19 protein-coding genes and 1 pseudogene are annotated in these 25,880 nt (G+C 71.4%); 6 read left to right on the plus strand and 14 right to left on the minus strand.

Annotation, left to right across the window (positions count from 1 at the left end):
• The first annotated feature begins 70 nt into the window (after nucleotides 1-70).
• The gene (locus ACZ7P3_RS27280; protein WP_472085682.1) at nucleotides 71-1,762 is read left to right on the plus strand and encodes a sodium:solute symporter family protein; all 1,692 of its coding nucleotides are present in this window, start codon (nucleotides 71-73) and stop codon (nucleotides 1,760-1,762) included.
• Nucleotides 1,763-1,783: 21 nt separating this feature from the next.
• Complete coding sequence (locus ACZ7P3_RS27285) at nucleotides 1,784-2,122, plus strand: hypothetical protein (protein ID WP_472085683.1); 339 nt, start codon at nucleotides 1,784-1,786, stop codon at nucleotides 2,120-2,122.
• A 224-nt stretch (nucleotides 2,123-2,346) separates the two neighbouring features.
• Here ACZ7P3_RS27285 and ACZ7P3_RS27290 read toward each other — a convergent pair whose 3' ends face one another.
• The 11 genes from ACZ7P3_RS27290 to rsmI all read right to left on the minus strand — a co-directional run bounded on the left by ACZ7P3_RS27290 (nucleotide 2,347) and on the right by rsmI (nucleotide 17,090).
• Entirely contained in the window at nucleotides 2,347-3,039 is a 693-nt protein-coding gene (locus tag ACZ7P3_RS27290) for a helix-turn-helix transcriptional regulator (protein ID WP_472085684.1), read from the minus strand.
• Nucleotides 3,040-3,272: 233 nt separating this feature from the next.
• A complete protein-coding gene (locus ACZ7P3_RS27295; RefSeq protein ID WP_472085685.1) occupies nucleotides 3,273-5,147 on the minus strand; it encodes an outer membrane protein assembly factor BamB family protein in 1,875 nt (624 codons plus the stop codon).
• A 64-nt stretch (nucleotides 5,148-5,211) separates the two neighbouring features.
• Complete coding sequence (locus tag ACZ7P3_RS27300; protein WP_472085686.1) at nucleotides 5,212-6,996, minus strand: outer membrane protein assembly factor BamB family protein; 1,785 nt, start codon at nucleotides 6,994-6,996, stop codon at nucleotides 5,212-5,214.
• 406 nt (nucleotides 6,997-7,402) lie between these two features.
• Nucleotides 7,403-9,211, minus strand: coding sequence for an ABC-F family ATP-binding cassette domain-containing protein (locus ACZ7P3_RS27305; protein ID WP_472085687.1), 1,809 nt, complete (start codon nucleotides 9,209-9,211; stop codon nucleotides 7,403-7,405).
• Nucleotides 9,212-9,258: 47 nt separating this feature from the next.
• Nucleotides 9,259-10,509, minus strand: coding sequence for a hypothetical protein (locus ACZ7P3_RS27310; RefSeq protein WP_472085688.1), 1,251 nt, complete (start codon nucleotides 10,507-10,509; stop codon nucleotides 9,259-9,261).
• An 86-nt stretch (nucleotides 10,510-10,595) separates the two neighbouring features.
• Entirely contained in the window at nucleotides 10,596-11,507 is a 912-nt protein-coding gene (locus ACZ7P3_RS27315) for a 4-(cytidine 5'-diphospho)-2-C-methyl-D-erythritol kinase (RefSeq protein ID WP_472085689.1), read from the minus strand.
• Nucleotides 11,504-12,373 carry a 16S rRNA (adenine(1518)-N(6)/adenine(1519)-N(6))-dimethyltransferase RsmA gene (rsmA, locus tag ACZ7P3_RS27320; RefSeq protein WP_472085690.1) on the minus strand — a complete coding sequence of 290 codons (870 nt, stop codon included), beginning with the start codon at nucleotides 12,371-12,373 and terminating at the stop codon, nucleotides 11,504-11,506. Before rsmA ends, ACZ7P3_RS27315 begins: the two co-directional genes overlap by 4 nt.
• A gap of 49 nt (nucleotides 12,374-12,422) precedes the next feature.
• Nucleotides 12,423-13,907 (minus strand): ubiquitin-like domain-containing protein, encoded by a 1,485-nt coding sequence (locus ACZ7P3_RS27325; protein WP_472085804.1) that lies wholly within the window; start codon nucleotides 13,905-13,907, stop codon nucleotides 12,423-12,425.
• 413 nt (nucleotides 13,908-14,320) lie between these two features.
• Nucleotides 14,321-15,226: a TatD family hydrolase gene (locus tag ACZ7P3_RS27330; RefSeq protein ID WP_472085691.1), complete on the minus strand. Its 906-nt coding sequence runs from the start codon at nucleotides 15,224-15,226 to the stop codon at nucleotides 14,321-14,323.
• A 68-nt stretch (nucleotides 15,227-15,294) separates the two neighbouring features.
• Nucleotides 15,295-15,723, minus strand: coding sequence for a hypothetical protein (locus tag ACZ7P3_RS27335; RefSeq protein WP_472085692.1), 429 nt, complete (start codon nucleotides 15,721-15,723; stop codon nucleotides 15,295-15,297).
• A 518-nt stretch (nucleotides 15,724-16,241) separates the two neighbouring features.
• On the minus strand, nucleotides 16,242-17,090 hold the full coding sequence (gene rsmI, locus ACZ7P3_RS27340) for a 16S rRNA (cytidine(1402)-2'-O)-methyltransferase (RefSeq protein ID WP_472085693.1): 849 nt from the start codon (nucleotides 17,088-17,090) through the stop codon (nucleotides 16,242-16,244).
• Nucleotides 17,091-17,223: 133 nt separating this feature from the next.
• Between rsmI and ACZ7P3_RS27345 the strand changes: the two genes are divergently transcribed.
• The 3 genes and pseudogenes from ACZ7P3_RS27345 (at nucleotide 17,224) to ACZ7P3_RS27355 (ending at nucleotide 20,144) form a co-directional block, all read left to right on the plus strand.
• Nucleotides 17,224-18,972 (plus strand): dolichyl-phosphate-mannose--protein mannosyltransferase, encoded by a 1,749-nt coding sequence (locus tag ACZ7P3_RS27345; protein ID WP_472085694.1) that lies wholly within the window; start codon nucleotides 17,224-17,226, stop codon nucleotides 18,970-18,972.
• Nucleotides 18,973-19,262: 290 nt separating this feature from the next.
• A pseudogene (locus ACZ7P3_RS27350) lies at nucleotides 19,263-19,534 on the plus strand (tyrosine-type recombinase/integrase); the annotation flags it as partial.
• Nucleotides 19,535-19,580: 46 nt separating this feature from the next.
• Nucleotides 19,581-20,144 carry a hypothetical protein gene (locus ACZ7P3_RS27355; RefSeq protein WP_472085695.1) on the plus strand — a complete coding sequence of 188 codons (564 nt, stop codon included), beginning with the start codon at nucleotides 19,581-19,583 and terminating at the stop codon, nucleotides 20,142-20,144.
• Between the two features lie 368 nt (nucleotides 20,145-20,512).
• On the opposite strand, the gene ACZ7P3_RS27360 is transcribed toward ACZ7P3_RS27355, so the two are convergent.
• The 3 genes from ACZ7P3_RS27360 to ACZ7P3_RS27370 form a co-directional block, all read right to left on the minus strand.
• Complete coding sequence (locus ACZ7P3_RS27360) at nucleotides 20,513-21,223, minus strand: hypothetical protein (RefSeq protein ID WP_472085696.1); 711 nt, start codon at nucleotides 21,221-21,223, stop codon at nucleotides 20,513-20,515.
• Nucleotides 21,224-21,473: 250 nt separating this feature from the next.
• Nucleotides 21,474-22,676, minus strand: coding sequence for a cytochrome P450 (locus tag ACZ7P3_RS27365; RefSeq protein ID WP_472085697.1), 1,203 nt, complete (start codon nucleotides 22,674-22,676; stop codon nucleotides 21,474-21,476).
• On the minus strand, nucleotides 22,673-23,680 hold the full coding sequence (locus ACZ7P3_RS27370; RefSeq protein ID WP_472085698.1) for a DUF1259 domain-containing protein: 1,008 nt from the start codon (nucleotides 23,678-23,680) through the stop codon (nucleotides 22,673-22,675). The genes ACZ7P3_RS27365 and ACZ7P3_RS27370 overlap by 4 nt, the downstream gene beginning before the upstream one ends.
• Before the next feature lie 494 nt (nucleotides 23,681-24,174).
• Between ACZ7P3_RS27370 and ACZ7P3_RS27375 the strand changes: the two genes are divergently transcribed.
• Complete coding sequence (locus tag ACZ7P3_RS27375) at nucleotides 24,175-25,812, plus strand: penicillin-binding transpeptidase domain-containing protein (RefSeq protein WP_472085699.1); 1,638 nt, start codon at nucleotides 24,175-24,177, stop codon at nucleotides 25,810-25,812.
• The last annotated feature ends 68 nt before the right edge of the window (nucleotides 25,813-25,880 follow it).

A 25,880-nucleotide genomic window follows, 5' to 3' on the forward strand; every position in this document is an offset into this window, starting at 1 on the left:
ACTGTTCAATTTCTGAACACACAGGCGTAGGTTCCGCTCTGGATCAGTTCGCGCAACGAAGCGAGTTCTCATGCAAACCCCCACAGAAGCCCCCACCTATCTGGCGGCGGAGCTACGGCTCCCCACCAACTGGCTGGACTACACGATCCTGGCGATCTACTTCGTCGTCGTCCTCGGCATCGGCTTCGCGGCCCGCCGCTCGGTGAAGACCAGCCTCGACTTCTTCCTCTCGGGACGCTCGCTGCCCGCCTGGATCACCGGCCTCGCCTTCATCTCCGCGAACCTGGCGGCCACCGAGATCCTGGGCATGGCCGCGAACAGCGCCCAGTACGGCGCCTACACCGTGCACTGGTACTGGATCGGCGCGATCCCGGCCATGGTCTTCCTGGGCCTGGTGATGATGCCCTTCTACTACGGCAGCAAGGTCCGCTCGGTCCCCGAGTTCCTGCTGCTGCGCTTCGACCGGGGCGCCCACCTGCTCAGTTCGATCCTGTTCGCCTTTGCCGCCATCCTGATCGCCGGCGTCAACCTCTACGCCCTCGCGATCGTCGTCGAGGCCCTGCTCGGCTGGCCGCAGTGGGTGGCCATCGTGGTCGCCGGCGCCTTCGTGCTGGCCTACATCACGCTCGGCGGCCTCTCCTCGGCGATCTACAACGAGGTGCTCCAGTTCTTCGTGATCCTGGCCGCCCTCATCCCGATCACCATCCTCGGCCTGAAGAAGGTCGGCGGCTGGGGCGGCCTGACCGACAAGCTCACCGCCGCCCACGGCCACAACTTCACCACCGCCTGGGGCGGCACCGGCATCGGCAGCACCAACCCGCTCGGCGCCAACTGGCTGACCATCGTCCTCGGCCTCGGCTTCGTCCTCTCCTTCGGCTACTGGACCACCAACTTCGCCGAGGTGCAGCGCGCCCTGTCCGCGAAGAACCTCTCCGCCTCCCAGCGCACCCCGCTGATCGCCGCCTACCCGAAGATCTTCATCGTCTTCCTGGTGATGATCCCGGGCCTGGTCGCCGCCGCCCTGGTGCCCGGCATCGGCACCTCCAGCTCCGGCCTGCAGTACAACGACGCCATCCCCTACCTGATGCAGGAGCTGCTGCCCAACGGCGTGCTCGGCATCGCCGTCACCGGTCTGCTCGCCGCGTTCATGGCCGGCATGGCCGCCAACGTGTCGTCGTTCAACACGGTGTTCACCAACGACATCTGGGCCCGCTACGTCGTGCGCGGCCGCGAGGACGCGTACTACGTGCGCTTCGGCCGCCTCATCACCGCGATCGGCGTGGCCGCCTCGGTGGGCACGGCGTTCCTGGCGTCCTCGTTCTCGAACATCATGAGCTACCTGCAGACGCTGTTCTCCTTCTTCAACGTGCCGATGTTCGTCGTCTTCATCGTCGGCATGTTCTGGAAGCGGGCGTCCGCCAAGTCCGGCTTCTGGGGCCTGCTCGCCGGCACGGTCACGGCCATGGTCAACTACTTCGTCCTCTACAAGCGGGGCATCATCTCGATCCCCACCGACCAGGGCGCCAACTTCGTCTCCGCGATCGCGGGCTTCGTCGCCGGCGCGGTCGTCATGTTCGCCGTGTCCCTGTTCACCAAGCCCAAGCCGGAACAGCAGCTGCAGGGTCTCGTCTACGGCACCCGCTCCCCCGGCATGTCCGAACCGCCCGCCGCCGGCGACGACGCCTGGTACCGCAAGCCCGCGCTGCTGGGCTGGGGCGCAGTCGTCCTGGCCGCCGCCTGCTACATCCCGTTCTCGTTCTGACCGCGGGAGGATGAGGAAACCATGACCGAGCACTCCGACCGCTCCCACGAGCCCTTCCACTACTCCGAGGAAGACGTCCAGCGGGAGGTCTCCGAGCTGGAGACCGAGTCCGCGACCGCGGCTCGCATCTTCGACCTGCGCCGCATCATCGGCGGCCTGTTCGTGGTCTACGGCGTCATCGTCACGATCACCGGCATCACCGACTCCCAGGCCGCGATCGACAAGGCCCAGGGCGTCAACATCAACCTGTGGACCGGGATCGGCATGCTGCTGCTGGGCATCTTCTTCCTGGCCTGGCTCAAGCTGCGGCCCACTCCGCCGCCGGTTCCTCCGGAGGGGCTGCCGGAGGAGAAGCAGTAGGCACCGGGGGCGGTCGCAGCGCCGATGCACTGTGCGCCGTGCACTGTGCGCCGTCCCCCGGCCGCGGGTCCGTCGTGGCCGGTCTTCGCAGTTCCCCGCGCCCCCAAAAGGACTGCCGCCGCACCGTCGGCACGAACGGCAGCGGTGCCTCGGGCCGTCCCCCGGCCGCGAGCCGTCGTGGCCGGTCGCGCAGTTCCCCGCGCCTCCACAGGGGGCGGGGTGGGCTACAGGTCCGGTTCCGGGGGGGCTGTCAGTGGGCCCGCTCGGTCCAGCAGGCCGGTCCGGGCCGCCAGGGCCGCCGCCTCCAGGCGGGACCCCACGCCCAGCTTCATCAGTACCCGCTGCACATGCGTGCGCGCGGTGCTCGGCGCGATGCCCATGCCGGCCGCGATCAGTCTGGTGTCCTCGCCGTCGGCCACCCGGACCAGCACCTCCACCTCCCGCGGCGTCAGCATCTGCAGGAGCCGCTGCCCCTCGTCGTCGGGCTGTGCCGCCGGGTTGAGCAGCTCACCGAAGGCGCCCTGCAGCAGCTGCGGCGCCACCGCCGCCTCCCCCGCTCTGGCCTTCATGATGGCCCGCTCGACCCCCTCGATCCGCTCGTCGTGCCGTACGTACCCCGACGCACCGGAGGCGAAGGCCGCCGCGATGCCCCGCGGGGACGGCACCGGGCCCAGCACCAGCACCGCGACCTGCGGCCGCTCCCGCTTGATCTTCACCACCGGGTCGAAGGCCCCCGGTTCGGCCGGGGCCGCCGTGCCCAGCAGGCACACCTCCGGCGCACGCGCGATCACCAGATCCGCCGCGCCCGCGGCCGGCGCGGCCGCAGCCAGCACCCGGTGCCCGCGCAGCTTCAGCGCCGACGCCAGCGCCTCCGCGAGCAGCCGGTGGTCGTCGACGACCATGAGCCGCACTCCCATAGAGCAACCCCCCAGTCCCCCCCATGGATGCCCCACTATGGACGCCCACTGGACCACAAGGACAGAGGGCCCCCCGGCACCCCGCCCTTCATATGCCCCCGGAAGCTACACGCTTGTTCGACGTCGCGCTGCCCCTACGCAGGAGAAGTGCCCCGGATCGATGAAATCCGGGGCACTCCCCTGGTAATCCCTCGTATGGGGCCCGGCGCTCGGAAGCACCGGGAGGCGTGCGGTCAGCCGTCCGTGCCGAAGGCGAGCATCAGGTACTCCTTGCCGTAGGACACCTTGTGCGCGTACACCGCCGACATGTACAGCCGGCCGTTGCCGTACAGGAACTCCGCATAGTCCGGCAGCATCGTGGTCTCCGCCTGCCGCGCGTCCTGCGTGGCCGGGTTCTCCAGCAGCTTGGTCGCCTTGAAGGAGCCGCCGTCGATGCTGACGACCTGGCCGCCCTTGTCGTACGGCGGGCGTTTGTAGGCGAGCAGGTTGCCGCCGTCCATGCGCAGCGGGTAGATCGTGTAGCCGTCGCCGGCCTCGGCCTTCTGGCCGGTCTCCTTGCCGGTGTTCAGGTCGAAGGCGATGATCTCGTTGGTCTTGCTGTACTTGCCGGAGCCGTCGTGCTCCTCGGTCGGCAGGTACAGCTTGCCGTTGCCGACGACGATCTCCTTGCAGTCCTCGATGCGGGTGATGCCGTCGCAGCGCCCGGCGTACGTGTCGCCGGGGGCGGAGATGTGGCTGAGCAGCTTGCCGGTCCTGTTGTCGACGGAGAAGTAGTCCAGGCTGCCGCTGCCGGCGCTGCTGCCGACCTCCGCGGCCACCACCAGCGGGTCGGCGGAGACGATGGAGGCGTAGTCGATGCCCGGGTCCATCTTGTAGTCGGAGATCACCTTCCCGGAGGTCGGGTCGATGGTCTGGATGTGCAGCTGGCGGTTGTCGTAGCTGCCGCACTTGCGCACCGCGACCAGCTTCGTGCCGCCGCCGTACCCCGCGTCGTAGCAGGTGTCACCCGGCTTCGGCTGCCACAGCACCTTGCCGGAGTCGATGTCGAACGCGGCGCCGCCGTTGGTGCTGCCGACCGCGGCGGTGTGCTGAGCGACCGTCACATTGTCGAAGGTGATCGGGGAGTCACCGCTCTTGACCGTCTTGGTCCACAGGCGGGTGCCCTGGTCGAGGTCGATGGCCGCGACCTGGCTGCATCCCGCGGTGGAGTTCTTCGCGGGCATCTTCGGCTGGAAGACGATCGCCGTCCTGTCGTCCGCGGTGACGTGCCGGGTGGCCGTGCACACCGGGCCGGGCAGCTTGAGCGTCCACAGCTTGGTGCCCTTGGCCGGGTCGTAGCCGGTGATCTCCGCGATGCCGCTCTTGGCGTACACCTTGTCGGTGAGCCAGGAGCCCGCGGTGACGACGGTGTCGTCCGTCGTGGGCAGCGGGACCTGGAAGAGGAGCTTGGCCGCGGGGTCGGACGGCACCTTCTCCTTGCCGCCGGTCGTCCCCCCGGAGCCGTCCTTGCCGCCCGTGCCGCCGCCGGAGCTCGCGGTGTCGTGCTTGGTGCCGTCGTCGCCGGAGGACCTGGCGTACCAGACGCCGCCCGCGACGATCAGGGCGATCACGACGAGCGCCGACACGATGATGGCCACGGTCGCGTTGTTGCGGCCGCCGCCGGACGGCGCGGGCTGCGGCGGCATCGGCGCGGCGGGCCCGCCCGGATAGCCGTACCCCTGCTGCTGGCCGTACTGGTTGTACTGGCCGGCCGGCGGGGCGGGCTGGGCGTACGGGTTCTGCTGCGTGCCCGGGTAGCCGTAGCCCGGCTGGGGCGGCTGGGGGGCTTGGGGTGCCTGGGGCTGGCCGTAGCCCGGCTGCGGCGACTGGGGAGCCTGCGGGTAGCCGTAGCCGGGCTGGGGCGGCTGCGGGGCTTGGGGTGCCTGAGGCTGGCCGTAGCCCGGCTGCGGCGACTGAGGAGCCTGCGGGTAGCCGTAGCCGGGCTGCGGTGCCGGAGGCTGCTGCGGCGGCTGCGGTGCCGGAGGCTGCTGCGGCGGCTGCGGTGCCGGAGGCTGCTGCGGGGGCTGGTTCGGCGGCTGGTTCGGCGGCGGAGGGGGCGGCTGGGTCATGACGGGTGTACCTCGGTGAAGCGCTCGGGGCCGGACGGCGAAGGGACGGAAGACGGGCCGGGGCTCACTTGCCGAAGGCCATCATCAGCTTCTCCTTCGAGGCGTCGTTGCCGGTCAGCCGGGTGGAGGAGATGTAGAAGCGCCCGTCGGCCCAGTCGACGGCACCGTTGAAGAAGGCGTTCTCGACCTCCGCGCTGCCCGGAGGGTTCTGCAGCAGCTTGGTCGGCGTGTGCGAGCCGCCGGTGACCGGGACCGACACGATCTGGCCGCCCGTGTCGTACGACGGCTGCACATAGGCGATGAGCTTGCCGCCCTCGATCTTCAGCGGGGACATCGGCTCGTCCGCCGGCGACTTGACGCGCCACTTCTCCTTGCCGTTGGCGAGGCTGACGGCGACGATCTCGTTGGCGCCGGTCGTCGCGCTCGTGGGCAGGTAGAGCGTGTCGGCGTCGGCGGCGACGCCCTGGCAGCCCTGCAGGTCGCGTTCGAGGATCGCCCAGTCGCAGCGCGGGGCGAACTTCTCGTCCACCTTGACCTCGGAGCGGAACTTGCCGTCCTTGGTGAAGGTCGAGATGTTCCAGGTCTTCTTGTCCTGGTTGGTCAGGTAGACCACCAGCGGGTCGAGGGAGTACATCCGCGAGACCTGCCAGCCCTTCTTGACCGGCTGCGTCCACTTGACCTTGCCGGTGGCCGGGTCGAGTTCCTGGATCTCGTCGTGCTCGCTGCTGCTGCCCGCGCCGCAGGAGGCCACCTGGACCAGCCGGCCGGAGCCGCCCGCGTACCCGGCCGGGAAGCAGGCCGCGCCGTACTTCTGCTTGTCGTACAGCTTGCGGCCGGTGTCGATGTCGTACGCCGTGCCCGACTGCGAACGGCCCACCATCAGCGTCTTGCCGCTGACGGTCAGTTCGACGCTGATCGCACTGTCGAACAGCCCGCCGTCGGCGACCTGGCCGCTCCAGCCCTTCGTGCCGGTGTTCAGGTCGATCTGCTGGAGCTGGTTGCACTTGGCACGGTCGCTGACGCCGTTCATGTACGCCACGACGACCTTGTCGTCGGCCGTCTTCTGCGGGGTGACCGCGCAGATCTTCTGCGGGAAGGAGATCGGGGCCCAGGCGGCGGTGCCGTTGCCGACGTCGTAGGCGAAGAGCTGCTTGTACGCCGCCTTGACCGCCGTCCTGCCGGTGATCCACATGCCGGGTGCGTCCGCGCCGGAACCCGGTGCGTCGGGCGCCGACTTGTACCAGAGCACCTTCGCGTCACCGGGCTTGCGGCCGTCGTTGAGGTTCTCCGGGTCCGCGCCGCCGTTGCCGTGACCGGGATCGGCCGGCGTCCCGGAGGAGGACTGCTTGCCGTCGTCGCTCTTCTCAGCGACCGGCTTCTTCTTGCCGCCGTCGTCGCCGCCGCCGCTCGTGACCGCGTAGACGGTGCCGCCGATGACGAGCAGCGCGGCCACCGCGGCACCGATGATCAGCGCGGGCTTCCCCTTGGACGCGGGCCTGCCGCCGCCGGGCGGGGTGCCGGGCGCGCCCGGGTACTGCGGCTGCCCCGGGTACGGCGGCTGCGCCGGGTAGCCGTACCCGGGCTGCGGCGCGTACGGGCCGGGCTGCGCGGGCTGGCCGTAGGGCCCGGCCGCGGGTGCGCCGGGTGCTGCGTACGGGCCCGGCTGCGCGTAGGGGCCGGGTTGCTGGGGGTAGCCGTAGCCGGGCTGCGGCGGCTGAACCGGTGGCTGCGGCGGCCCGGCCGGCGGCGGAGGCGGTGACTGCGGGGCGCCGAATCCGCCGCCCTGCGGCGGCTGGTCGTGCGGTGCTCCGAAGCCACCCTGCGGCGGCTGGTTGGGCGGCTGAGTCATCAGCGCTCTTCCCCCTCGTTCACTGATTTTTAGCCACGCCCTGAGGTTCGCTCACGGACCCAAGGTCGTACTCAGACAGTTCTCAGACGGCCCTTTCTATCACCCGGTACCGACAGCGCACGGGCTCGGATACGCCGCTGTTCCCAAGGGAGGACCGGCCCGTGATGCCGCCGTTATGCGCCTTCACGCCCCCTTCACGCGCCGCGCGCAACAGCCTTGCGCGCGGCTCATTCCCGCCGCCGGCGCCCCCGCTGCGCGCGCTGCACGACTGCGCCCTAAGCGACTTCGCCCGGCGCGACTTCCACCCCTGTACGACTTCGCCCTACGCGTCCCCGCCCCAGGCGACCTCGCGCCGCGTGACCCCGCCCCACGCGACCTCGCGCCGCGCGTCCGCGTCCTGCGCGCCCTACGCGTCCTCCGCCAGCTCCAGCCAGTGCAGCTCCAGTTCCTCGCGCTCCCCGGCCAGGTCCCGCAGCTGGGCGTCCAGTTCGGCGACCTTCGCGAAGTCGGTGGCGTTCTCGGCGATCTGGGCGTGCAGCCTGGACTCCTTCTCGGAGATCTTGTCCAACTGGCGCTCGATCTTCTGGAGTTCCTTCTTCGCGGCGCGCTGGTCGGCGGCGCTCTTCTCCGCGGTGGCCGCCCTGGGCGCCGCCGCGGCGGCCTGGGTGGCGACCGCCTCCTCCATCTGACGGCGCCGCTCCAGGTACTCGTCGATGCCGCGCGGCAGCATGCGCAGGGCGCCGTCGCCGAGGAGGGCGAACACCCGGTCCGTGGTGCGCTCCACGAAGAACCGGTCGTGGGAGATCACGATCATCGAGCCGGGCCAGCCGTCGAGAACGTCCTCCAGCTGGGTGAGGGTCTCGATGTCGAGGTCGTTGGTGGGCTCGTCGAGGAAGAGGACGTTCGGCTCGTCCATGAGGAGGCGCAGCAGCTGCAGGCGCCGCCGCTCGCCACCGGACAGGTCACCGACCGGCGTCCACTGCTTCTCCTTGTTGAAGCCGAAGGTCTCGCACAGCTGTCCCGCGGTCATCTCGCGCCCCTTGCCGAGGTCGACGCGCTCCCGGACCTGCTGCACGGCCTCCAGGACCCGCACGGCGGGGTCGAGTTCGGCGACCTCCTGGGAGAGGTAGGCGAGCTTGACGGTCTTGCCGACGGTGACGCGCCCGCCGGCCGGCTGGGCCTCGCCCTCGGTCCGCGCCGCCTCGGCCATGGCCCGCAGCAGGGAGGTCTTGCCGGCGCCGTTGACGCCGACCAGGCCGATACGGTCGCCGGGGCCGAGCTGCCAGGTGACGCGCTTGAGCAGCACCTTGGGCCCGGCCTGCACGGTGATGTCTTCCAGGTCGAAGACCGTCTTGCCGAGGCGGGAGGAGGCGAACTTCATCAGCTCGCTGCTGTCCCGGGGCGGCGGCACGTCCGCGATCAGCTCGTTGGCGGCCTCGACCCGGAAACGGGGCTTGGAGGTACGCGCGGGCGCCCCGCGCCGCAGCCAGGCCAGCTCCTTGCGGACCAGGTTCTGCCGCTTGGTCTCTTCGGTCGCGGCGATCCGTTCGCGCTCCGCGCGCGCGAAGACGTAGTCGGAGTAGCCGCCCTCGTACTCGTACACGTCACCGCGCTGCACGTCCCACATGCGGGTGCAGACCTGGTCGAGGAACCACCGGTCGTGCGTCACGCACACCAGCGCCGAGCGCCGGTTCTGCAGGTGCCGGGCGAGCCAGGCGATGCCCTCGACGTCGAGGTGGTTGGTGGGCTCGTCGAGGACGATGAGGTCCTGGTCCTCGATGAGCAGCTTGGCCAGCGCGATACGGCGCCGCTCGCCGCCGGACAGCGGCCCGATGACGGTGTCCAGCCCCTTCGGGAACCCGGGCAGGTCGAGGCCGCCGAACAGTCCGGTCAGCACGTCGCGGACCTTGGCGTTGCCGGCCCACTCGTGGTCGGCCATGTCGCCGATGACCTCGTGCCGGACGGTGGCGGCGGGGTCGAGGGAGTCGTGCTGGGTGAGCACGCCGAGGGTGAGCCCGCCGGAGTGGGTGACGCGTCCGGTGTCCGCCTCCTCCAGCTTGGCGAGCATCCGGATGAGGGTGGTCTTGCCGTCGCCGTTGCGGCCCACCACACCGATCCGGTCGCCCTCGGACACGCCGAGCGAGACGCCGTCCAGCAGGGCACGGGTGCCGTACACCTTGCTGACGTTCTCGACATTGACCAGGTTGACGGCCATTTCACTCCTGCCCGGGGGATGGATCGACTCTCCAGGGTAGTCGGAGGTCAGCTGTCGCTTTTCTGCTCCTCCTGGCGGCGCTGGTAGTACCAGACAGCCGGCAACGGCGGCTCCGCCTCGCCGAGGTCCGCCTCCAGGGGGCCGATGTGTGCTTCGGCCTCCACACAGCGCGGGTCGTCACGGTACGCCAGACCCGCGACGGCGTGGATCCGGGTGCGCTGCCGCTCGTCGCGCGTGAGTTCCAGCAGCGCGTCCCCTGTCTCGGACTCGGGGCCTCGGTAGTGTTCGAGCCGGTGACACGTCCAGGCGCGCACGTCGGCGTCCGGGTCGCGGGCCAGGGCGAGCAGCGCGGCCAGGCTCCGCGGGGCGAGCCCCTGCCGGTCGGACCGCAGCAGCTCCGGCACCATGGATCGGACGCCCGGATCCGGGTGGGCGGCGTACGACAGGGCGACCGCCTCGGCCTCGGCGGCCTCGGTCCAGCCCAGCCCGTTGAGCAGGACCTTCAGCACCTCCGCGGCGCGCTCCCGTTCGGCCCAGGGGACCAGCTCAAGGGCCCGGTCCCGGAAGCGGGGCTTTCTGGGCCGCAGGTCCGCGATGACCGTCATCAGCAGCACGTCGGCGGCGAAGAGCCGGTTCAGCGGGTCGGGGTCGTGGCTCAGGCCCATGGCCGCGGCCCAGGTCTCCTCGTCCAGCCGGTGCCCCAGCACCATCACCGACCCGCTCCACACCGCGTGGTCGCGGTCCGGGCGGGTCAGGGCGCGCTCGTGCAGTTCGGCGAAGGGCGTGCGCAGCCGGAGTTTCGCCTCGACGGCGGTGAGGATCGCCAGGTGCCCGTCGCACAGCGTCGCCCCGCCGAGCGCGAGTTTCCCGTACCAGCTGCCGGCCCGGTCCTCCACCCGGGTGCGCTCGGCCGGGCCCGGCAGGCCGGTCAGGCGCCGCAGTTCGGCCTCCGGGTCGGTCCGCGCCCAGTGGCGGGCCCGGTCCAGCAGCTCCTCGCGCGCCGGGCCGGCACGGCGTACCACCTCGGGGAACACGGCCTCCATCAGCCACGGCGAGCCGCTCTGCACCGCCCGCAGCAGCGGGGTGCCGCCGTCGGGCAGCCGCCTCAGCGGGTCGGCCCCGGCCTGCACCAGGGCCTCTGCGACCGGCTCGTCGTACGCGGCGATCGCCCGGCACAGCACGGGCAGGCCCGTGCTGTCGTCGAGGGTGTCCGGATCGGCCCCGGCCTCCAGCTGCTCCCGGACCTGCTCGGCGTCCCCGCTCCGTACGGCCGCGACGAGCCGTCCCCCGTCCCTCATGCGTCCGTCCCCTCCGGCCGTCGGCCGCTCCCCCGCGGAACCGGCCGGGCGAGCTCAGAGGGACCCCTTCGGCCGGAGCAGCCGCATTACCGCGCGGTGGGCCCCTCGGTCACCGTGGCGCCCGGCGCGGGTGCCGTCGCCGTGCGCACCGTGCGGCAGGTGCCGGAGGCCTGGAGGACGTCGGCGATCTTCGCGGCCGACTCGGGGTCGCGGGCCAGGAAGGCGGTGGTGGGTCCGGAGCCGGAGACGAGCGCGGCGAGGGCGCCCGCGCCGCGGCCCGCGTCGAGGGTGTCGGCCAGCTCGGGGAAGAGGGAGAGCGCGGCGGGCTGGAGGTCGTTGGAGACGGCGGCGGCGAGCGCGTCCGGGTCGCCCTTGGCGAGCGCGTCGAGCAGTTCCCCGGAGGCGACCGGCTCGGGGATGTCACGCCCCTCGGCGAGGCGGTCGAACTCGCGGAAGACGGCCGGGGTCGACAGGCCGCGCCCGGCCATCGCGAACACCCAGTGGAAGGTGCCGCCGACCTCCAGGGCGGTCAGCTGCTCGCCGCGCCCGGTGCCGAGGGCCGCGCCGCCGACCAGGCTGAAGGGGACGTCGCTGCCCAGTTCGGCGCAGATGGCGAGGAGTTCGGCGCGGGAGGCCCCGGCGTTCCACAGGGTGTTGCAGGCGAGCAGCGCGCCGGCGCCGTCCGCGCTGCCGCCCGCCATGCCGCCGGCGACCGGGATGTCCTTGGCGATGTGGAGGTGCACGGCGGGCTCGATGCCCCGGCGCGCGGCGAGCGCGACGGCCGCGCGCGCGGCGAGGTTGGTGCCGTCCAGGGGGACCTGGCCGGCGTCCGGGCCCTCGCAGGTGATGCGCAGTTCGTCCGCCGGGGTGACGGTGACCTCGTCGTACAGGCCGACGGCGAGGAAGACGTTGGCGAGGTCGTGGAACCCGTCGGGGCGGGCGGCGCCCACCGCGAGCTGGACGTTGACCTTCGCCGGCACCCGGACCGTCACGCTCACTTGCCCGCCTCCTTCTGCTCGGCGATGCGAGCGAACTCCTCCACCGTCAGTGACTCCCCGCGCGCCTGGGGCGAGACACCGGCCGCGACCAGGGCCGCCTCGGCGGCCGCGGGGGACCCGGCCCAGCCGGCGAGCGCCGCCCGCAGGGTCTTGCGGCGCTGTGCGAACGCCGCGTCGACGGCCGCGAAGACCTCCTTCTTGGAGGCCGTGGTCTTCAGCGGCTCGGTCCGCCGGACGAGGGAGACCAGCCCGCTGTCGACGTTCGGCGCGGGCCAGAAGACATTGCGTCCGATGGCCCCGGCCCGCTTCACGTCGGCGTACCAGTTGGCCTTCACGGAGGGGACGCCGTACACCTTGTTGCCGGGTGCGGCGGCCAGCCGGTCGGCGACCTCGGACTGGACCATCACGAGGGTGCGCTCGATGGTCGGGAAGGTGTCGAGCATGTGCAGCAGCACCGGTACGGCCACGTTGTAGGGCAGGTTGGCCACCAGGGCCGTCGGGGGCGGTCCGGGCAGTTCCCGCACGTGCATGGCGTCGGAGTGGACCAGTGCGAACCGGTCGGCGCGCTCGGGCATGCGGGCGGCGACGGTCGAGGGCAGCGCGGCGGCCAGCACGTCGTCGATCTCGACGGCGGTGACCCGGTCCGCGACCTCCAGCAGTGCGAGGGTGAGGGAGCCGAGTCCCGGGCCGACCTCGACGACCACGTCGTCGGGGCGGACCTCTGCGGTGCGGACGATACGGCGGACCGTGTTCGCGTCGATCACGAAGTTCTGGCCGCGCTGCTTGGTGGGACGGACACCGAGCGCTGCCGCGAGCTCGCGGATGTCGGCCGGACCGAGGAGGGCGTCAGGGGTGGGGCTGCTCACGGGACAAGGGTACGGGGCTGCCGGGAGCCTCTCGTCCGGCTCCCGGCGCTCACCGGTGCAGTCGCGCCCCGCAGGCCGGCCAGGGGCTCGTGCCGCGGCGCACGTACAGCTTCTTCGCGCGGAAGGTCTGCTCGTCCGCGCTCGCGTCCTGCGGCCGTCCGTTGCCGCCGAGGCTGTGCCAGGTGCGCGCGTCGAACTGGTAGAGCCCGCCGTACGTCCCCGAGGGGTCGACGGCGCCCGGGCGGCCGCCGGACTCGCAGGCGGCGAGGCCGTGCCAGTTGAGGTGGTCGGCCCCCTTCACGGACTTCGGCCGGGGCTTGGTGCCCACCTTCACGACCTGCTTGCTCGGCTTGCGCACCACCTCGGTCCCCTCCCGGCGCGGCTTCTCCTGGACGCCGTTGACGGTGCGCAGGAGGTAGGTGATCCGCTGCAGCCCGGGCTGTCCGAGCCGTTCGATCACCTCGGTTCCCTTGAAGAGGGTGGGGTCCTGGGTCCGCTCCACGTCGAACGGGATCAGCTGCTCGCGCACCTCGGTGACGCCGGTCACCCGCAGCACGCTCACCGTCTGCCCGTCGCGCGGGAAGCTGGCGAGCGGGACGGAGGTGATGTCCTGACCGTGCAGGGTGACGCCGGCCTCGCCGACCGCCTCGCGGACGGTGGCCGCGTTGGTGCGGATGGTCCGGGTGCGGCCGTCCGCCATGATCGTGACGGCACGCTCGGTGCGCACGTCGAGGGTGAGCCCCGCGCGGCCGATGTTCTGGGAGCGCGAGGTCGACAGGTAGGCGCCCTCCGCGCGCACGCCCAGCTCCTTGAGCGCCCCGTCCACCGTGCGGGCCGTGGTCCACACCTCGCGCTGCTGGCCGTCCAGTGTGAGCCGTACGGGGCGTCCGTAGCGCACCGCGACCTCGTCGCCGCTGGCGAGTGCCGCGCCGCGGGCGGGCGCGACCATGTCGTGCTCCCCCACGTGGACGCCCTCCGCGGCCAGCAGTTCCGAGGCGTCGTCGGCGAAGGTGTGCAGGGTGCGCTGTTTGCCGTCGACGCTCAGTTCGATCGTTTTGTCCTCGGCGACGAAGGCGGTGGTGCCGCCGGCGAGGAACGCGACGACCAGGGCCTGCGGCAGCAGACGACGCACGGTGGACTCGGGGCGCTCGGTGGCGCGTGCCCTGCGCCGGCGCGCGGGCCGCCTTCGCGCCCCGGCCCGCACACCCGGCTCACGGGCCCCCGCGCCGGCCGCACGCCCGTCGTCGTGGAACGGGTTCGCGCCGTCGTAGAAGGCGCTCGCGTCGTCGTGGAGCGGGCTCGCGTCGTCGTGGAGCGCGCTGCCGTCGTCGTACGGCGCGCCGCCGTCGCCGTAAGGCCCACTCCCCTCGTCGTGGAGCGCGCCGCCCCCGCCGAAGGGCCCGCCCCCGCCGTCCCCGTAGTTCTCGTAGTCCCCGTAGTTCTCGTAGTCCCCGTAGTTCTCGTAGTCCTCGTAATGCCCGCTGTCCGCGCTGTCTGCGCCGTCCTCGAACGCACTCCCGCTCTGCCGCGGCAGCAGCGGCTCCCGCACCCGCGCGTACACCGGCGTCCGCGTCGGCAGCTGCGCCGGCATGGGCGCCTGCATCTCGTACGCGGGCCGGTAGGTGTCGTCGTACAGCAAGCCGTACGTCACTCCGTACGCCACCCCGTACGTGACCGTCTCCGCATCGTGCAGACCGGGCCACGCCCCGTCCGGCGCACCGCCGGGCGGCGCGCCGGAGGGCGCACTGTAGGGGCCGTACGCCTCATACGTCTCGTACTGCGATTTGCTCACGCCGACACGCTCCAGAGGGCCAGAGGGGTCCGGATCGGGCCCCCAGAACCTAGCGGAGCATCGGTCACTCTCCAAAGCGGCACGACTACGCAGAGTGGCGAGCAGGGAGGCGGGGCGCCGGTGAGCGTTATCCCGCAGTGATGAATTGGATACTGTCAGTAATCAAAGGCGCGGGCGGTGTTCGCGCCCAGGGCCGCCGCCAGCGCATCCTCGTCCATCCCGCGCACGGCGGCCATCGCGCGCACCGTGACCGGAACGAGATACGGGGCGTTGGGCCGTCCGCGGTACGGCGCCGGGGTCAGGAAGGGCGCGTCGGTCTCCACGAGGACGAGTTCCAGCGGGGCGACGGCGAGGGCGTCGCGCAGATTCTGGGCGTTCTTGAAGGTGACGTTGCCGGCGAAGGACATGAAGTAGCCCTCGCGCGCGCAGATCGCGGCCATCTCGGCGTCGCCGGAGTAGCAGTGGAAGACGGTGCGCTCGGGTGCGCCCTCCTCCTTCAGGACGCGCAGGACGTCGGCGTGGGCGTCACGGTCGTGGATGACGAGGGCCTTGCCGTGCCGCTTGGCGATCTCGATGTGGGCGCGGAAGGACCGTTCCTGGGCGGCCTTGCCCTCGGGGCCGGTGCGGAAGTAGTCCAGACCCGTCTCGCCGACGCCCCTGACCTGCGGCAGGGCGGCCAGCCGGTCGATCTCGGCGAGGGCCTCGTCCAGCGCGGCGTCGCCGCCGGGCTCGCGGGCGCCCTGCCGCGACCAGCCGTCGGGGTCGCCGTGGACGATGCGCGGGGCCTCGTTGGGGTGGAGGGCGACGGCCGCGTGGACGTTCTCGTACGCGGCGGCGGTCTCGGCGGCCCACTGCGAGCCCTTGATGTCGCAGCCGACCTGGACGACCGTGGTCACGCCCACCGATGCGGCCTTGGCGAGGCCCTCCTCGACGGTTGCGGACTGCATGTCGAGGTGGGTGTGCGAGTCGGCGACGGGCACCCGCAGGGGAGCCGGGAGCGGCGGTGCGGCGCTCTTGTCGTTCTTGTCGTCCTGGGCGGCGCGGCCGGCGTTCGAAGGCATGCCCCGATCCTACGAAAGGGGCATGCCCGGCCGGACCCGCCTCCGGGGCGGCCCGTCGTGCGCGGGACTCAGCTCGCCTTGCGCTGGAACGGGTGCAGGAGATCGGACAGGTGCCAGTGGTGGCCCTTGGCCGCGCCGTCGCCGTGGTGTGCGCCCTGCCCGTCCGGCACCTCGGGCGCCTCCGCCGGCCCCGCCGCGGGCACGCCGCTGCGGTTGCGCCCGGCGGCGCTGCGCACCGACTCGACCTGCCCCGCGCGCATGATCCGCACGACGTGGCCGTCGCAGTTCTGGCACGCGGGCCGGCTCAGCGGGGACGGCACGGTCCGGCCGTCGGCGACGTACTGCACGAACTCGTGCCCGTCGGCGTCCGTGTGGTGCTCTATCTCGTACGACTGCTCCCAGCCGTGCCCGCAGCGCATGCAGGCGAATGCGTATGACTCGTGGACAACGGCTGCGGCCGTACCCCGAAGGCCGGTCTGCCCTGCGATCTCACTCATGCCAGCTCCTCTTGATCCGCTGGACAAGCACCCCATCGCGGGATTCCCCCCGGAATCCCTGAGGTGAGGGACGGGTGCGTCCCTTCGACCAGTGGACGCCTCCACGGGAGCGAATGCATCAGGCCTGTCGAGTGTTGGAGGCGATTTGGACGGTGCTTGCCGAATCGGCCTCCGGCACGGGGCTGGTCTTTGCCTTTCGCGCCCCGCTTTTGCCCTCGCATGGGGCGCGCGCTCAGTCGAGAATGCCCCTGCTCAGAGGGGGTTTTACGCAGGCCGGAGAGGCGCACCCGGATGGGACGCGGGTCCGGTACCGGCACGCGGCCGCGCCACATGGGCGCGCCCGTACGGCGCCGTACCGCCGCCCGGCCACGCCGTACCGCCGCCCCGCCACGGACCAAACCCGGCCACACCGTCGGCCCGCCGCGAACCGAACCCGGCCACACCGTCGGCCCGCCACGGACCGACCTCGGCCACACCGTCGGCCCGCCGCGAACCGGGGTCCCAGCCAGGCCCCCGGGTCAGTCGCCCGCCTTCTTGGCGGCCACCACCGCGTCGAAGACGACCCGCTTGGGCAGCCCGGCATCCGCCGCGACCGCGGCGATCGCCTCCTTGCGCCGCTCGCCCGCCTCCTCGCGGACCCGCACCCGCCGCACCAGCTCCTCGGCGTCGAGTTCCTCGGGCCCGGTCTCGGGAGCGCCCTCCACGACGACGGTGATCTCCCCGCGGACGCCCTCGGCGGCCCACCGGGCCAGCTCGGCGAGCGGACCGCGGCGTACCTCCTCGTACGTCTTGGTCAGCTCGCGGCAGACGGCGGCCCGCCGGTCCGCGCCGAAGACCTCGGCCATGGCGGCGAGGGTGTCGTCGAGCCGGTGCGGGGCCTCGAAGTAGACGAGCGTGCGCCGCTCACCGGCGACCTCGCGCAGCCGGGACAGCCGCTCCCCGGCCTTGCGCGGCAGGAAGCCCTCGAAGCAGAACCGGTCGACGGGCAGTCCGGACAGGGCGAGGGCGGTGAGCACGGCGGACGGCCCGGGCACGGCGGTGACCCGGATGTCCTTCTCCACGGCGGCCGCGACCAGCCGGTAGCCGGGGTCGGAGACCGACGGCATCCCCGCGTCGGTCACCAGCAGCACGCGCGCGCCGCCGAGCAGTTCCTCGACCAGTTCGGGCGTGCGGGCGGCCTCGTTGCCCTCGAAGTACGACACCACGCGGCCCTTGGGCGTCACGCCCAGCGCCTGGGTGAGCCGGCGCAGCCGCCGGGTGTCCTCGGCGGCGACGACGTCGGCGCCCGCCAGCTCCTCGGCCAGCCGGGGCGGCGCGTCCGCGGTGTCGCCGATGGGGGTACCTGCCAGGACAAGGGTTCCAGTCACCCTCCCATCCTCGCAGGCACGCGGGCGGGCTCCGCCCCGAGGACGGCGGTGGAGGGCGGCCGGGCACGACCTGGCGGCAACCGGTACCGCCCATGCACGGGACTCACACAGAAGGGTTCCCTACGATGGCGCGGTGACCAGTACCGCGTCCTCCACGGACCTCCCGCAGGGCCAGGCGCCGCACGACCAGCGGCCGTCGTGGCAGCGGCGGCTGCGCCGATTCGGATACACGCCCGCCCAGGACGCACCCTCGGGCGACGTACGCGACCGGCTGGTGCCGCCGTACGCCGAGCCGAGCCCGCGGCTGTGGCAGGTGCTCGGCGTCCCGCCGGTCCTCGCGGAGCGGATCGTCCGCTGGTCGGGCTGGGGCGGTCCGCTGCTGGTGACGCTGATGGCGGGCCTGATGCGGTTCTGGAACCTGGGCAGCCCGCGTGCGGTGATATTCGACGAGACGTACTACGCGAAGGACGCCTGGGCGCTCGTCCACCGCGGCTACGAGGTCAACTGGGACAAGAACGCCAACGACCTCGTCCTGCAGACCCACGGCCACCTCGCCATTCCCACGGACGCGGCCTATGTCGTGCACCCGCCGGTCGGCAAGTACGTCATCGGGCTGGGCGAGCTGATGTTCGGGTTCGACCCGTTCGGCTGGCGGTTCATGACGGCGCTGCTGGGGACCCTCTCCGTCCTGCTGCTGTGCCGGATCGGCCGCCGGATGTTCCGCTCGACGTTCCTCGGCTGTCTGGCGGGCGCGCTGATGGCGGTGGACGGCCTGCACTTCGTGATGAGCCGGACCTCACTGCTCGACGGCGTGCTGATGTTCTTCGTGGTCGCCGCGTTCGGCTGCCTGATCGTCGACCGGGACCGGTCGCGGCAGAGACTGGCGGTGGCGCTCCCCGCGGCCGGGGACGGCCGCATCCGCCCGGACGCGCACGTCGGCGACACCTTCCGCTTCGGCTGGCGGCCCTGGCGCTGGGCGGCCGGGCTGATGCTGGGCCTGGCCTTCGGCACGAAGTGGAACGGCCTGTACATCCTGGCCGCGTTCTGCGTGATGGCGGTCCTGTGGGACGCCGGTGCCCGCAGGACGGCGGGGGCCCGGCACCCGTACCGGGCGGCGCTCAAGTACGACACCGGCATCACGTTCCTCGCGACGGTCCCGGTGGCGATCGGGGTCTACCTGCTCTCCTGGATCGGCTGGATCCTCTCCCCCACCGACGGCAGCGGCGGCTACTTCCGCAACTGGGCGGCGACCGACGGCAAGGGCGGCAGCTGGACGTTCCTGCCGGACTGGCTGCGCAGCCTGTGGCACTACGAGCACGAGGTCTACAACTTCCACGTCCACCTGTCGTCCCCGCACACCTACCAGTCCAACCCGTGGAGCTGGATCGTGCTGGGCCGCCCGGTGTCGTACTTCTACGAGTCCCCCTCCCCCGGCGCCGACGGCTGCCCCGCCGACGCCGGACAGAAGTGCGCCCGCGAGGTGCTGGCCCTCGGCACACCGCTGCTGTGGTGGGCGGCCTGCTTCGCGATCCTGTACGTGCTGTGGCGGTGGCTGCTGCGCCGCGACTGGCGGGCCGGCGCCATCGCCTGCGGGATCGCGGCCGGGTACCTCCCCTGGTTCATGTACCAGGAGCGGACGATCTTCCTGTTCTACGCGGTCGTCTTCCTGCCGTTCCTGTGCCTGGCGGTGGCGATGCTGATCGGCGCGATCGTGGGCCCGCCGGGCTCCAGCGACACCCGCCGCGTGATCGGCGCGTCGGCGGCAGGCGTCCTGGTGCTCCTCATCGCCTGGAACTTCATCTACTTCTGGCCCCTGTACACGGGCACGGCGATCCCGATCGACTCCTGGCGCTCGCGGATGTGGCTGGACACCTGGGTGTAGCTGGGGAGACACATCATGAGGGCACGGCCGTATGCCGTGCCCTCATGGTCGTTGTTGGTCGTCAGCGGCCGTCGCTGGTCCCCCTCGGACGGCCCGGAGACGGCCCAGCTCTCCGCGTCGGCAGATTTCCAGGCCGCGCGAGCTGCGGGCCCTGACCAGCACTAAGACCGTTCAGTGCTTGACGACGTAGCGAACGACAAGCAGCCGGCTCGTCGGTGTCCACGGCGCCAAGGAGAACGCGCCTCAAGCAGTGGCTGGCTCAAATCGAAGCGGACAATGTCGCGCGGCCCGCTCCGGCCGCCGCAGGGATCAACCCAGCACGGGTCTCGGGTGTGAGCGGTATGCATCGGCCCCGGAGCATGGCATGCACGCTCTCAGGCATTTTTACGCGTCGGTGCTGCTGGACGCGGGCGAAAGCATCCGGGCCCTAAGTTCGTACCTCGGTCACAGTGATCCAGGGTTCACGCTCCGGACCTACACGCACTTGATGCCTAGTGGTGAGGGCCGCACCCGCAAGGCCGTAGACGCACTATTCGTGGCCCCTGGCATCACTGCAAGATGAACCAATCCGGTAGCCGATAACCCGGCGGCCCCCTCAACATGTTCGTATGGATCAGGGGGTTGCCGCAGCTTTCGCTGGTGTGATCGGGCTCGTCGGAGCAGCGATCGGTGGTCTGGCCACAGCCTACGGAGCACGTATTGGGGCGCAGAAGTCCATAGAGGCTGTCGGACTGCAGGTGCAACAGCAGGCAGCTGCTGAGCACGGTCACTGGGTGCGCGAGCAGCGCAGACAAGCCTCTGTCGCTTTCATTGACGGCTTCGTGGCATACGCAGAGACGTTCGCCAGCTGCTGCGGTTTCGTCAACGGGCACGCAGAGGTCCCGGAAAGCCTGACTGAAGATCTGATGCAGCAGGCAAATCACCTCCTCATCTTGCGAAGTCACATGCAGCTCTGGGGTCCAGAGTTGGTGGTCCAATCGGCTTCGGTGTTGGCCGAGACGGTCGCCACCACACGAGACTGGGTTGAAACGTGGCACGAAATACACCAAACCGACAATCACCCAGATATTGACTCGCACGCATCTCAGAATCGCGAGATGGCCAACGCACTCGGCGCAGCCAGGTCCCGCTTCATCAGGGCAGCCCACGAAGCCTTGAACACTCCAACCTGAGCAAGATCACGGCCCAGAGACGGCCCAGGCCGACCGATCCGGCCCCGGTCAGATACAAACGCGCAGGTCGGGGCCCGGTCGGGGCCCACCACGCAGACCGCATCCACTTCTGGCCCTTGTACACGGCCACGGCGATCCCGTTCGACTCCTGGCGGTCGCGGATGTGGCCGGACACCTGGGTGCAGCCGCCCGGACGCGCCCCGACGACTCGGCAGCCGGCCGGGTCATCGGGGCGCCGCTACGGTCCGCATCTGCAAAGGTGGTCATCTGTGCACGCCCGAGCAGTGCGGGACGCAGCCGGGAGGCCGTGGGTGAGCTGTACCCGTGAGTGACGCGAGGGGCGGCGGCAGCGCCCCTGTCGCCCTTGGTCACTGGGAGTTGTAGGCCTTGACGCTCACTGCCGGGCCACCGGAGTATCTGGCGACCGCGCGGGCGGCATCGCCGGTGACCTTGACCACCGCCGTACCGTCGGCCGGGACGCGGACCAGCCCCCCGACGGGGGTGACAGAGATCGCTTGCTGCGTCTCGCCCGCGGCCGGCTGATCGTAGACGAGATAGGCGACACGCACCGAGACCGCGAAGGCGTCGGGGTTCGTCACGCGCACGGCGGTGAAGCGGGAGAACTTGCTCACGGCGCCCCCGGCGGCGTCCAGCGGCTGGACGGTCACCGGGTGGACGTTGGGCCGGGCCTTGGCGGCGGCCAGGCGGGCGACGGTGACGCGGACGTCGTAGACCTGGTGTTCACCGGGCCCCGAGAAGCGCAGGATGTCGTAACCCCACCCGTAGGGAACCGCCAGACGGCCGCTGTCGCTGCCGTAGACGGTTCGGACCCGCACCCCTGGCAGCCGGTGGCCGCGCCGGTCGAGCGCGGTGAACGCCAGTACCGGGACGACCGAGTCCCTGTTGGTGTTCTTGATGTACAGCGTCTGGTTGATGTAGTTGTCGGCGCTTTCCCTGTGATACGTGAACGTCAGCGCGTCCTTGTCCGGCCCGGATGACAACTTGCCCGCACCTACTGCGATGACGGCCAGCGCGGCCATAGCCGCCCAGCCCAGTGCCAAAGCGCGTGTTCGATCCACTTTTCCCCCTCCGGGACCGAGTCCCCCCCAACAGCGCCGTCGGATCCTAGCCTGGGCCGACGGCGAGGTGTCGGGGTCGTCGCCGGCCGTGGCCGGCCGTCGTCGGTCATGGCCGGTCGTCGTCCGCCCCCGGCCTGCACCGGGGTGGAAGGGGCGCGGTTCCCGGCCCGTCCCGCCCTCGGTGTCGGCGGTGGCGGTGGCGTCCGTCGAGCGGGCCGGGGCGCCGGCCCGCTGTCGTGGCGCGAGGCGGCTACCAGGTCACCGGCAGCTCCAGCGGGAAACGTCTGATCGTCTTCGTGTCCCACCGCACCTCCTCCGGCGGCACGGCGAGCCGCAGGCGGGGGAATCTCTCCACCAGCCGGCCGATGGCCACTTCCAGCTCTGCCATGGCCAAGGGCATCGCGATGCACCGGTGTCCGCCCCAGCCGAAGGTCATGTGCGGGGCGCTGTGCCGGTCGACGTCGATGACGTGGGGGTCCGGGTAGCGCTCCGGGTCGCGGTTGGCCGTCAGGTACGACACGTGGACGAATTCGCCCGCCCGGATGTGCGCACCGTCCAGTTCCACGTCCTCCAGAGCCACCCGGGGGATGCCGACCCCCTTGCGGAACGGGATGCAGCGGAGCATCTCGTGCAGGACGTCGGTCAGGGTCTCGGGCCGGCTCCTGAGGTGCTGCAACAGCTCGGGGCGGGTCAGGAGCAGATAGGTGATATCGCTGATCTGGCAGGTTGCCGTGTCCTGGCCGCTGAGCGCCAGCGTCAGCGTCATGACCGCCAGTTCCCTGTCGTCGAGCTGTTCGTCGCCCTCCTGCGCCGCGGCCATCGCGCTGATGAGGTCCGGGCCGGGTGACTTACGGCGCTGTCGGGCGAGTTCGGCGAAGTAGTCCGACAGATCGGCCTTGGCCTTCGTGGCCGTCTCCTTGTTCCCCGCACCCACGACGAGCAGTTGGTGCACGGCGTCCTCGATCCAGGACCATTCCTCCCGTTCGATGCCGAGGAGGTCCAGGACGGCATGCTGGGGGAGCTTGTCGGACAGGTGGTCGACCAGGTCCGCCGGCGGCCCTGCCTTCTCCATGTCGTCCAGCAGGCGGTCCGTGAGCTGGACGATCCGGCCCCGCATCCGGTCGACTTGTTGCTGGGTGAAGGCCTGCGAGGCCAGGTGACGGACGCGGCTGCTGTGGGGTGGGTCCATCACGTTGATCGATTCCGGCGAGACGATGGGCTCCGGCGTCATCCGGGGGTAGTCCTGGCCGATGATGCCCGCCCTGCTGAACCGCTGGTCGGTGGTCACCTGCTTGACGGCGTCGAAGCCCGTGATCAGCCAGGCCTCGTCGCCGTAGGGAAGCCGGATGCGCGCGGGAGAGGCGCGCTCCATCAGGGACGCGAGCGCGGGGTCGAAATCCAGGGCTTCGCTGTAGTCGAACGGGCAGGTGAATGTCTCGTTGTCCGCGGTCATTGGCCGACTCCTCCGGGCATGGGTAGGACGTTGGTGGTGTCCAGGGCTTTGCGAATGGCTTGGGCGAGCCTGACGGCGTCGCCGACGGCCCAGTAGTGGATGAAGAACAGGCGTGGTTCGTCATCGAGGTTGTGGTGGTGCAGCTCGACGAGTTCGATGCCGGCGCGCCGCAGGGCCGTGAGGGCGGGCTGGACCTCGCCGGCGATCACGACCAGGTCGCCGCTGAGGGCGGCCCTTCCGCCGCCGAGCGGCTGGAAGTTGACGGAGGTGGTGGCGCCCAGGCCCGGAGGCAGCACCAGAGGGCCGTCGGCGACGGTCTCGCGGCGGACCCAGACGCTCTTGTAGATCTGACCGTCGGCGGTGCCCTTGAAGCCCATGGCTGCGTCGATGGCGGTGGTGTCCAGGTCGACCGGCGACGAAGAGGCGGCGGGGGCGGGTTCGGCCGGTGGGGTACCGGTGCGGCCGAACGCGGCGTGCAGGCCGCGGGCGACGGCAACCGGATCGTGGCCGTGTGCGTGCACATGCACCCACCAGACATCCGGCTCGTGGGCGAGCAGGTGCTTGTGGATGGCGGTCTGCATGATCCCGTGCTGCTGCAGGACGTCGCAGAAGTCCTGCAGTTCGCGTTCGGCGACCACGACGTCGCCCATCAGGAGCGTGCTGTCGTCCGCGTACCGGACGAAGGCCACGTGTGTGCCCAGGGCGAGTGCGGGGTCGATCAGGATGCCTCGGGAGAAGACCTTGAGGTCCCGGCGCGGAAAGGGCACGTGGTACATGAATCGCCTCATGTCACCGGGGCGGCCGAGCACCGCGCCCACGTCGGCCCAGTCCGCCGGCCCGGTCATCACCGGTTCGACCAGGGCGCGGCCCTCCCGTCGGGGGGACAAGGCGCGGGCCCGGGCCGGCGCAGCGGTGAGCACGGGCGCGAAGGCGGCCGCGGCGAGCATCCGGCGCCGGGACGTCGTGAGGGGGGATCGGGAGTTCCGCTGCCGCTCGTCAGTCATGTCATATGCCTCCTGATCTGATCGAAACACCGGAATCCGCATCACCCGGTGATCGACGCAGTCACGTCCCGCAGGTGGACTAACCCACAAGTGAGGGCCGCGCCCCGAGCCGGCGGGCCCCGATCACCCGGGGCAGGCCACCCAGGGCAGGCCGCCCGGGGGCAGGCCTCGCACAAAGGTCCGGCCGGAGTCCCGGAGGACGTCCACCCGGGCAGATCTGCCGCACAGGCGGCCGGGCAGGCGGCCGGGCAGGCGGCCGGGCAGGCGGCCGGCCCGTCCCGGAACAGAACGGCCCCGAGGCCGCCCGGCCGCCGGGGCCGGGCGGGGCGGGAGCGGCAAGGTCTCCGTTCGGACAACAATCGCCAACCCCGGCCCCACGCACCCCGCAACCGCTTACAGTGCCCCTGTGACCTGTTTTTGAACGCGTTCAGGAAATCCGGGGCGCGGCAGGTCCTCGCGGGGTACACGGGGTACACGGGGAGGGGATGCGCGCGATGCGCAGCGGAGTCAAGGGTGCCGTCATAGGCGGCGTGTGTGCGGTCGTCCTGGGCGGGGTCGGATGGGGCGGCTACAACGTCGTGTCCGCGCTGAACGGAGACAGCGTCACGGGCGGCGGCCCCAAGAGGGTGAAGGCCGGGCCACCGAGCGCCGCCGAGGTCAGGGCGACCAGCGCCGCGTTCTTCGCGGCCTGGGAGAAGGGGGACGCGCCGACGGCGGGGACGTACACGAACTACCCCGGGGAAGCCCGGCAGTTGCTGGACGCGTACGCCGACGACGCGCACATCACCCAGGTGCGGATCACGCCCGGCACGGCCACCGGCACCACCGTTCCGTTCACGGTCGAGGCAAAGGTGTCGTACGACGGGACGTCCCGGCCGCTCAGCTACGAGAGCCGCCTGACGGTGGTACGCGGCAAGACCTCCTACCGGCCGCTCGTCGACTGGCAGCCCTCCGTCGTCCATCCGCGGCTGCGCAAGGGCGACACGCTGACGACGGACAAGTCCGCGACGGCGCCGATCGAGGCCGTGGACCGCAACGGACAGGTGCTGACCCCGGAGAAGTACCCCTCCCTCGGCCCGGTCCTGGACGAGCTGCGCCGACGCTACGGCGACAGGACCGGCGGCCGTCCCGGCGTGGAACTGGTGATCCGCCATGCGGACACGGCCGACGGCAGCCAGGCCGCCGACACCACTCTCCTCACCCTCATCAAGGGCAGACCGGGCAAGCTGCCGACGACGCTCAGCGCGGGCGCACAGGCGGCGGCCGAAACCGCCGTACAGAAGTATCCCGATGCGTCCGTCGTGGCCGTCAAGCCCACCACGGGCGAGATCCTGGCCGTCGCCAACCACCGTGCGGACGGTTTCGACGCGGCCCTGCTGGGCGAGCGGCCGCCCGGCTCCACCATGAAGATCATCAGTGCGGCGACCCTCATCGACAACGGTCTGACCACCGCCGGCGGCAAGGCGCCCTGCCCGCCGTCCGCCGTCTGGCAGAGCCAGACGTTCCACAACCTCGCGAACCTGGCGCCGGACGAGAACGCCACCCTCTCCGACAGCTTCGCCCGCTCCTGCAACACGGCGTTCGTGAAGTTCTCGGACGACGTGAAGGTGGACTCCCTCACCCATGAGGCGCAGGACCGCTTCGGACTCGGGCGCAACAACTGGCAGATCGGCGTGCCCTCCTTCGACGGCCGGGTGCCCGCCTCCGGCGGCCCGGACACCGCCGCCGACCTGATCGGCCAGGGCCAGGTCCAGATGAGCCCGCTGAACATGGCCTCCGTGACGGCGACCGCGATGACCGGCGCCTTCCGGCAGCCGGTGATCGTGCCGCTGAGCCTGGACCACCGCGAACCGGCACGCGCGCGCGGGCTGTCGCCGAGCACGGCCGGGCAGCTGCGCGCCATGATGAACCGCACCGCCCGCAGCGGCACCGCGGCCCAGGTCATGGCCGGGCTCGGCGGTGACATCGGCGCGAAGACCGGCTCGGCCGAGGCCGACGGACAGGCGAGGTCCGACAGCTGGTTCGCCGGGTACCGCAACGACGTCGCCGCCGCCGCGATGGTCCAGAACGGCGGCCACGGCGTCGACGCGGCCGGTCCGATTGTCGCAACCGTGCTACGGAGTGCCGGCTGACATCACCCGCAAAGGTGGGGACTTTAGGCTGGGCGCCGTCGTTGGGGAGTGTGGGGACTGCGGGGACC

The organism is Streptomyces sp. NPDC107581, assembly GCF_055657175.1.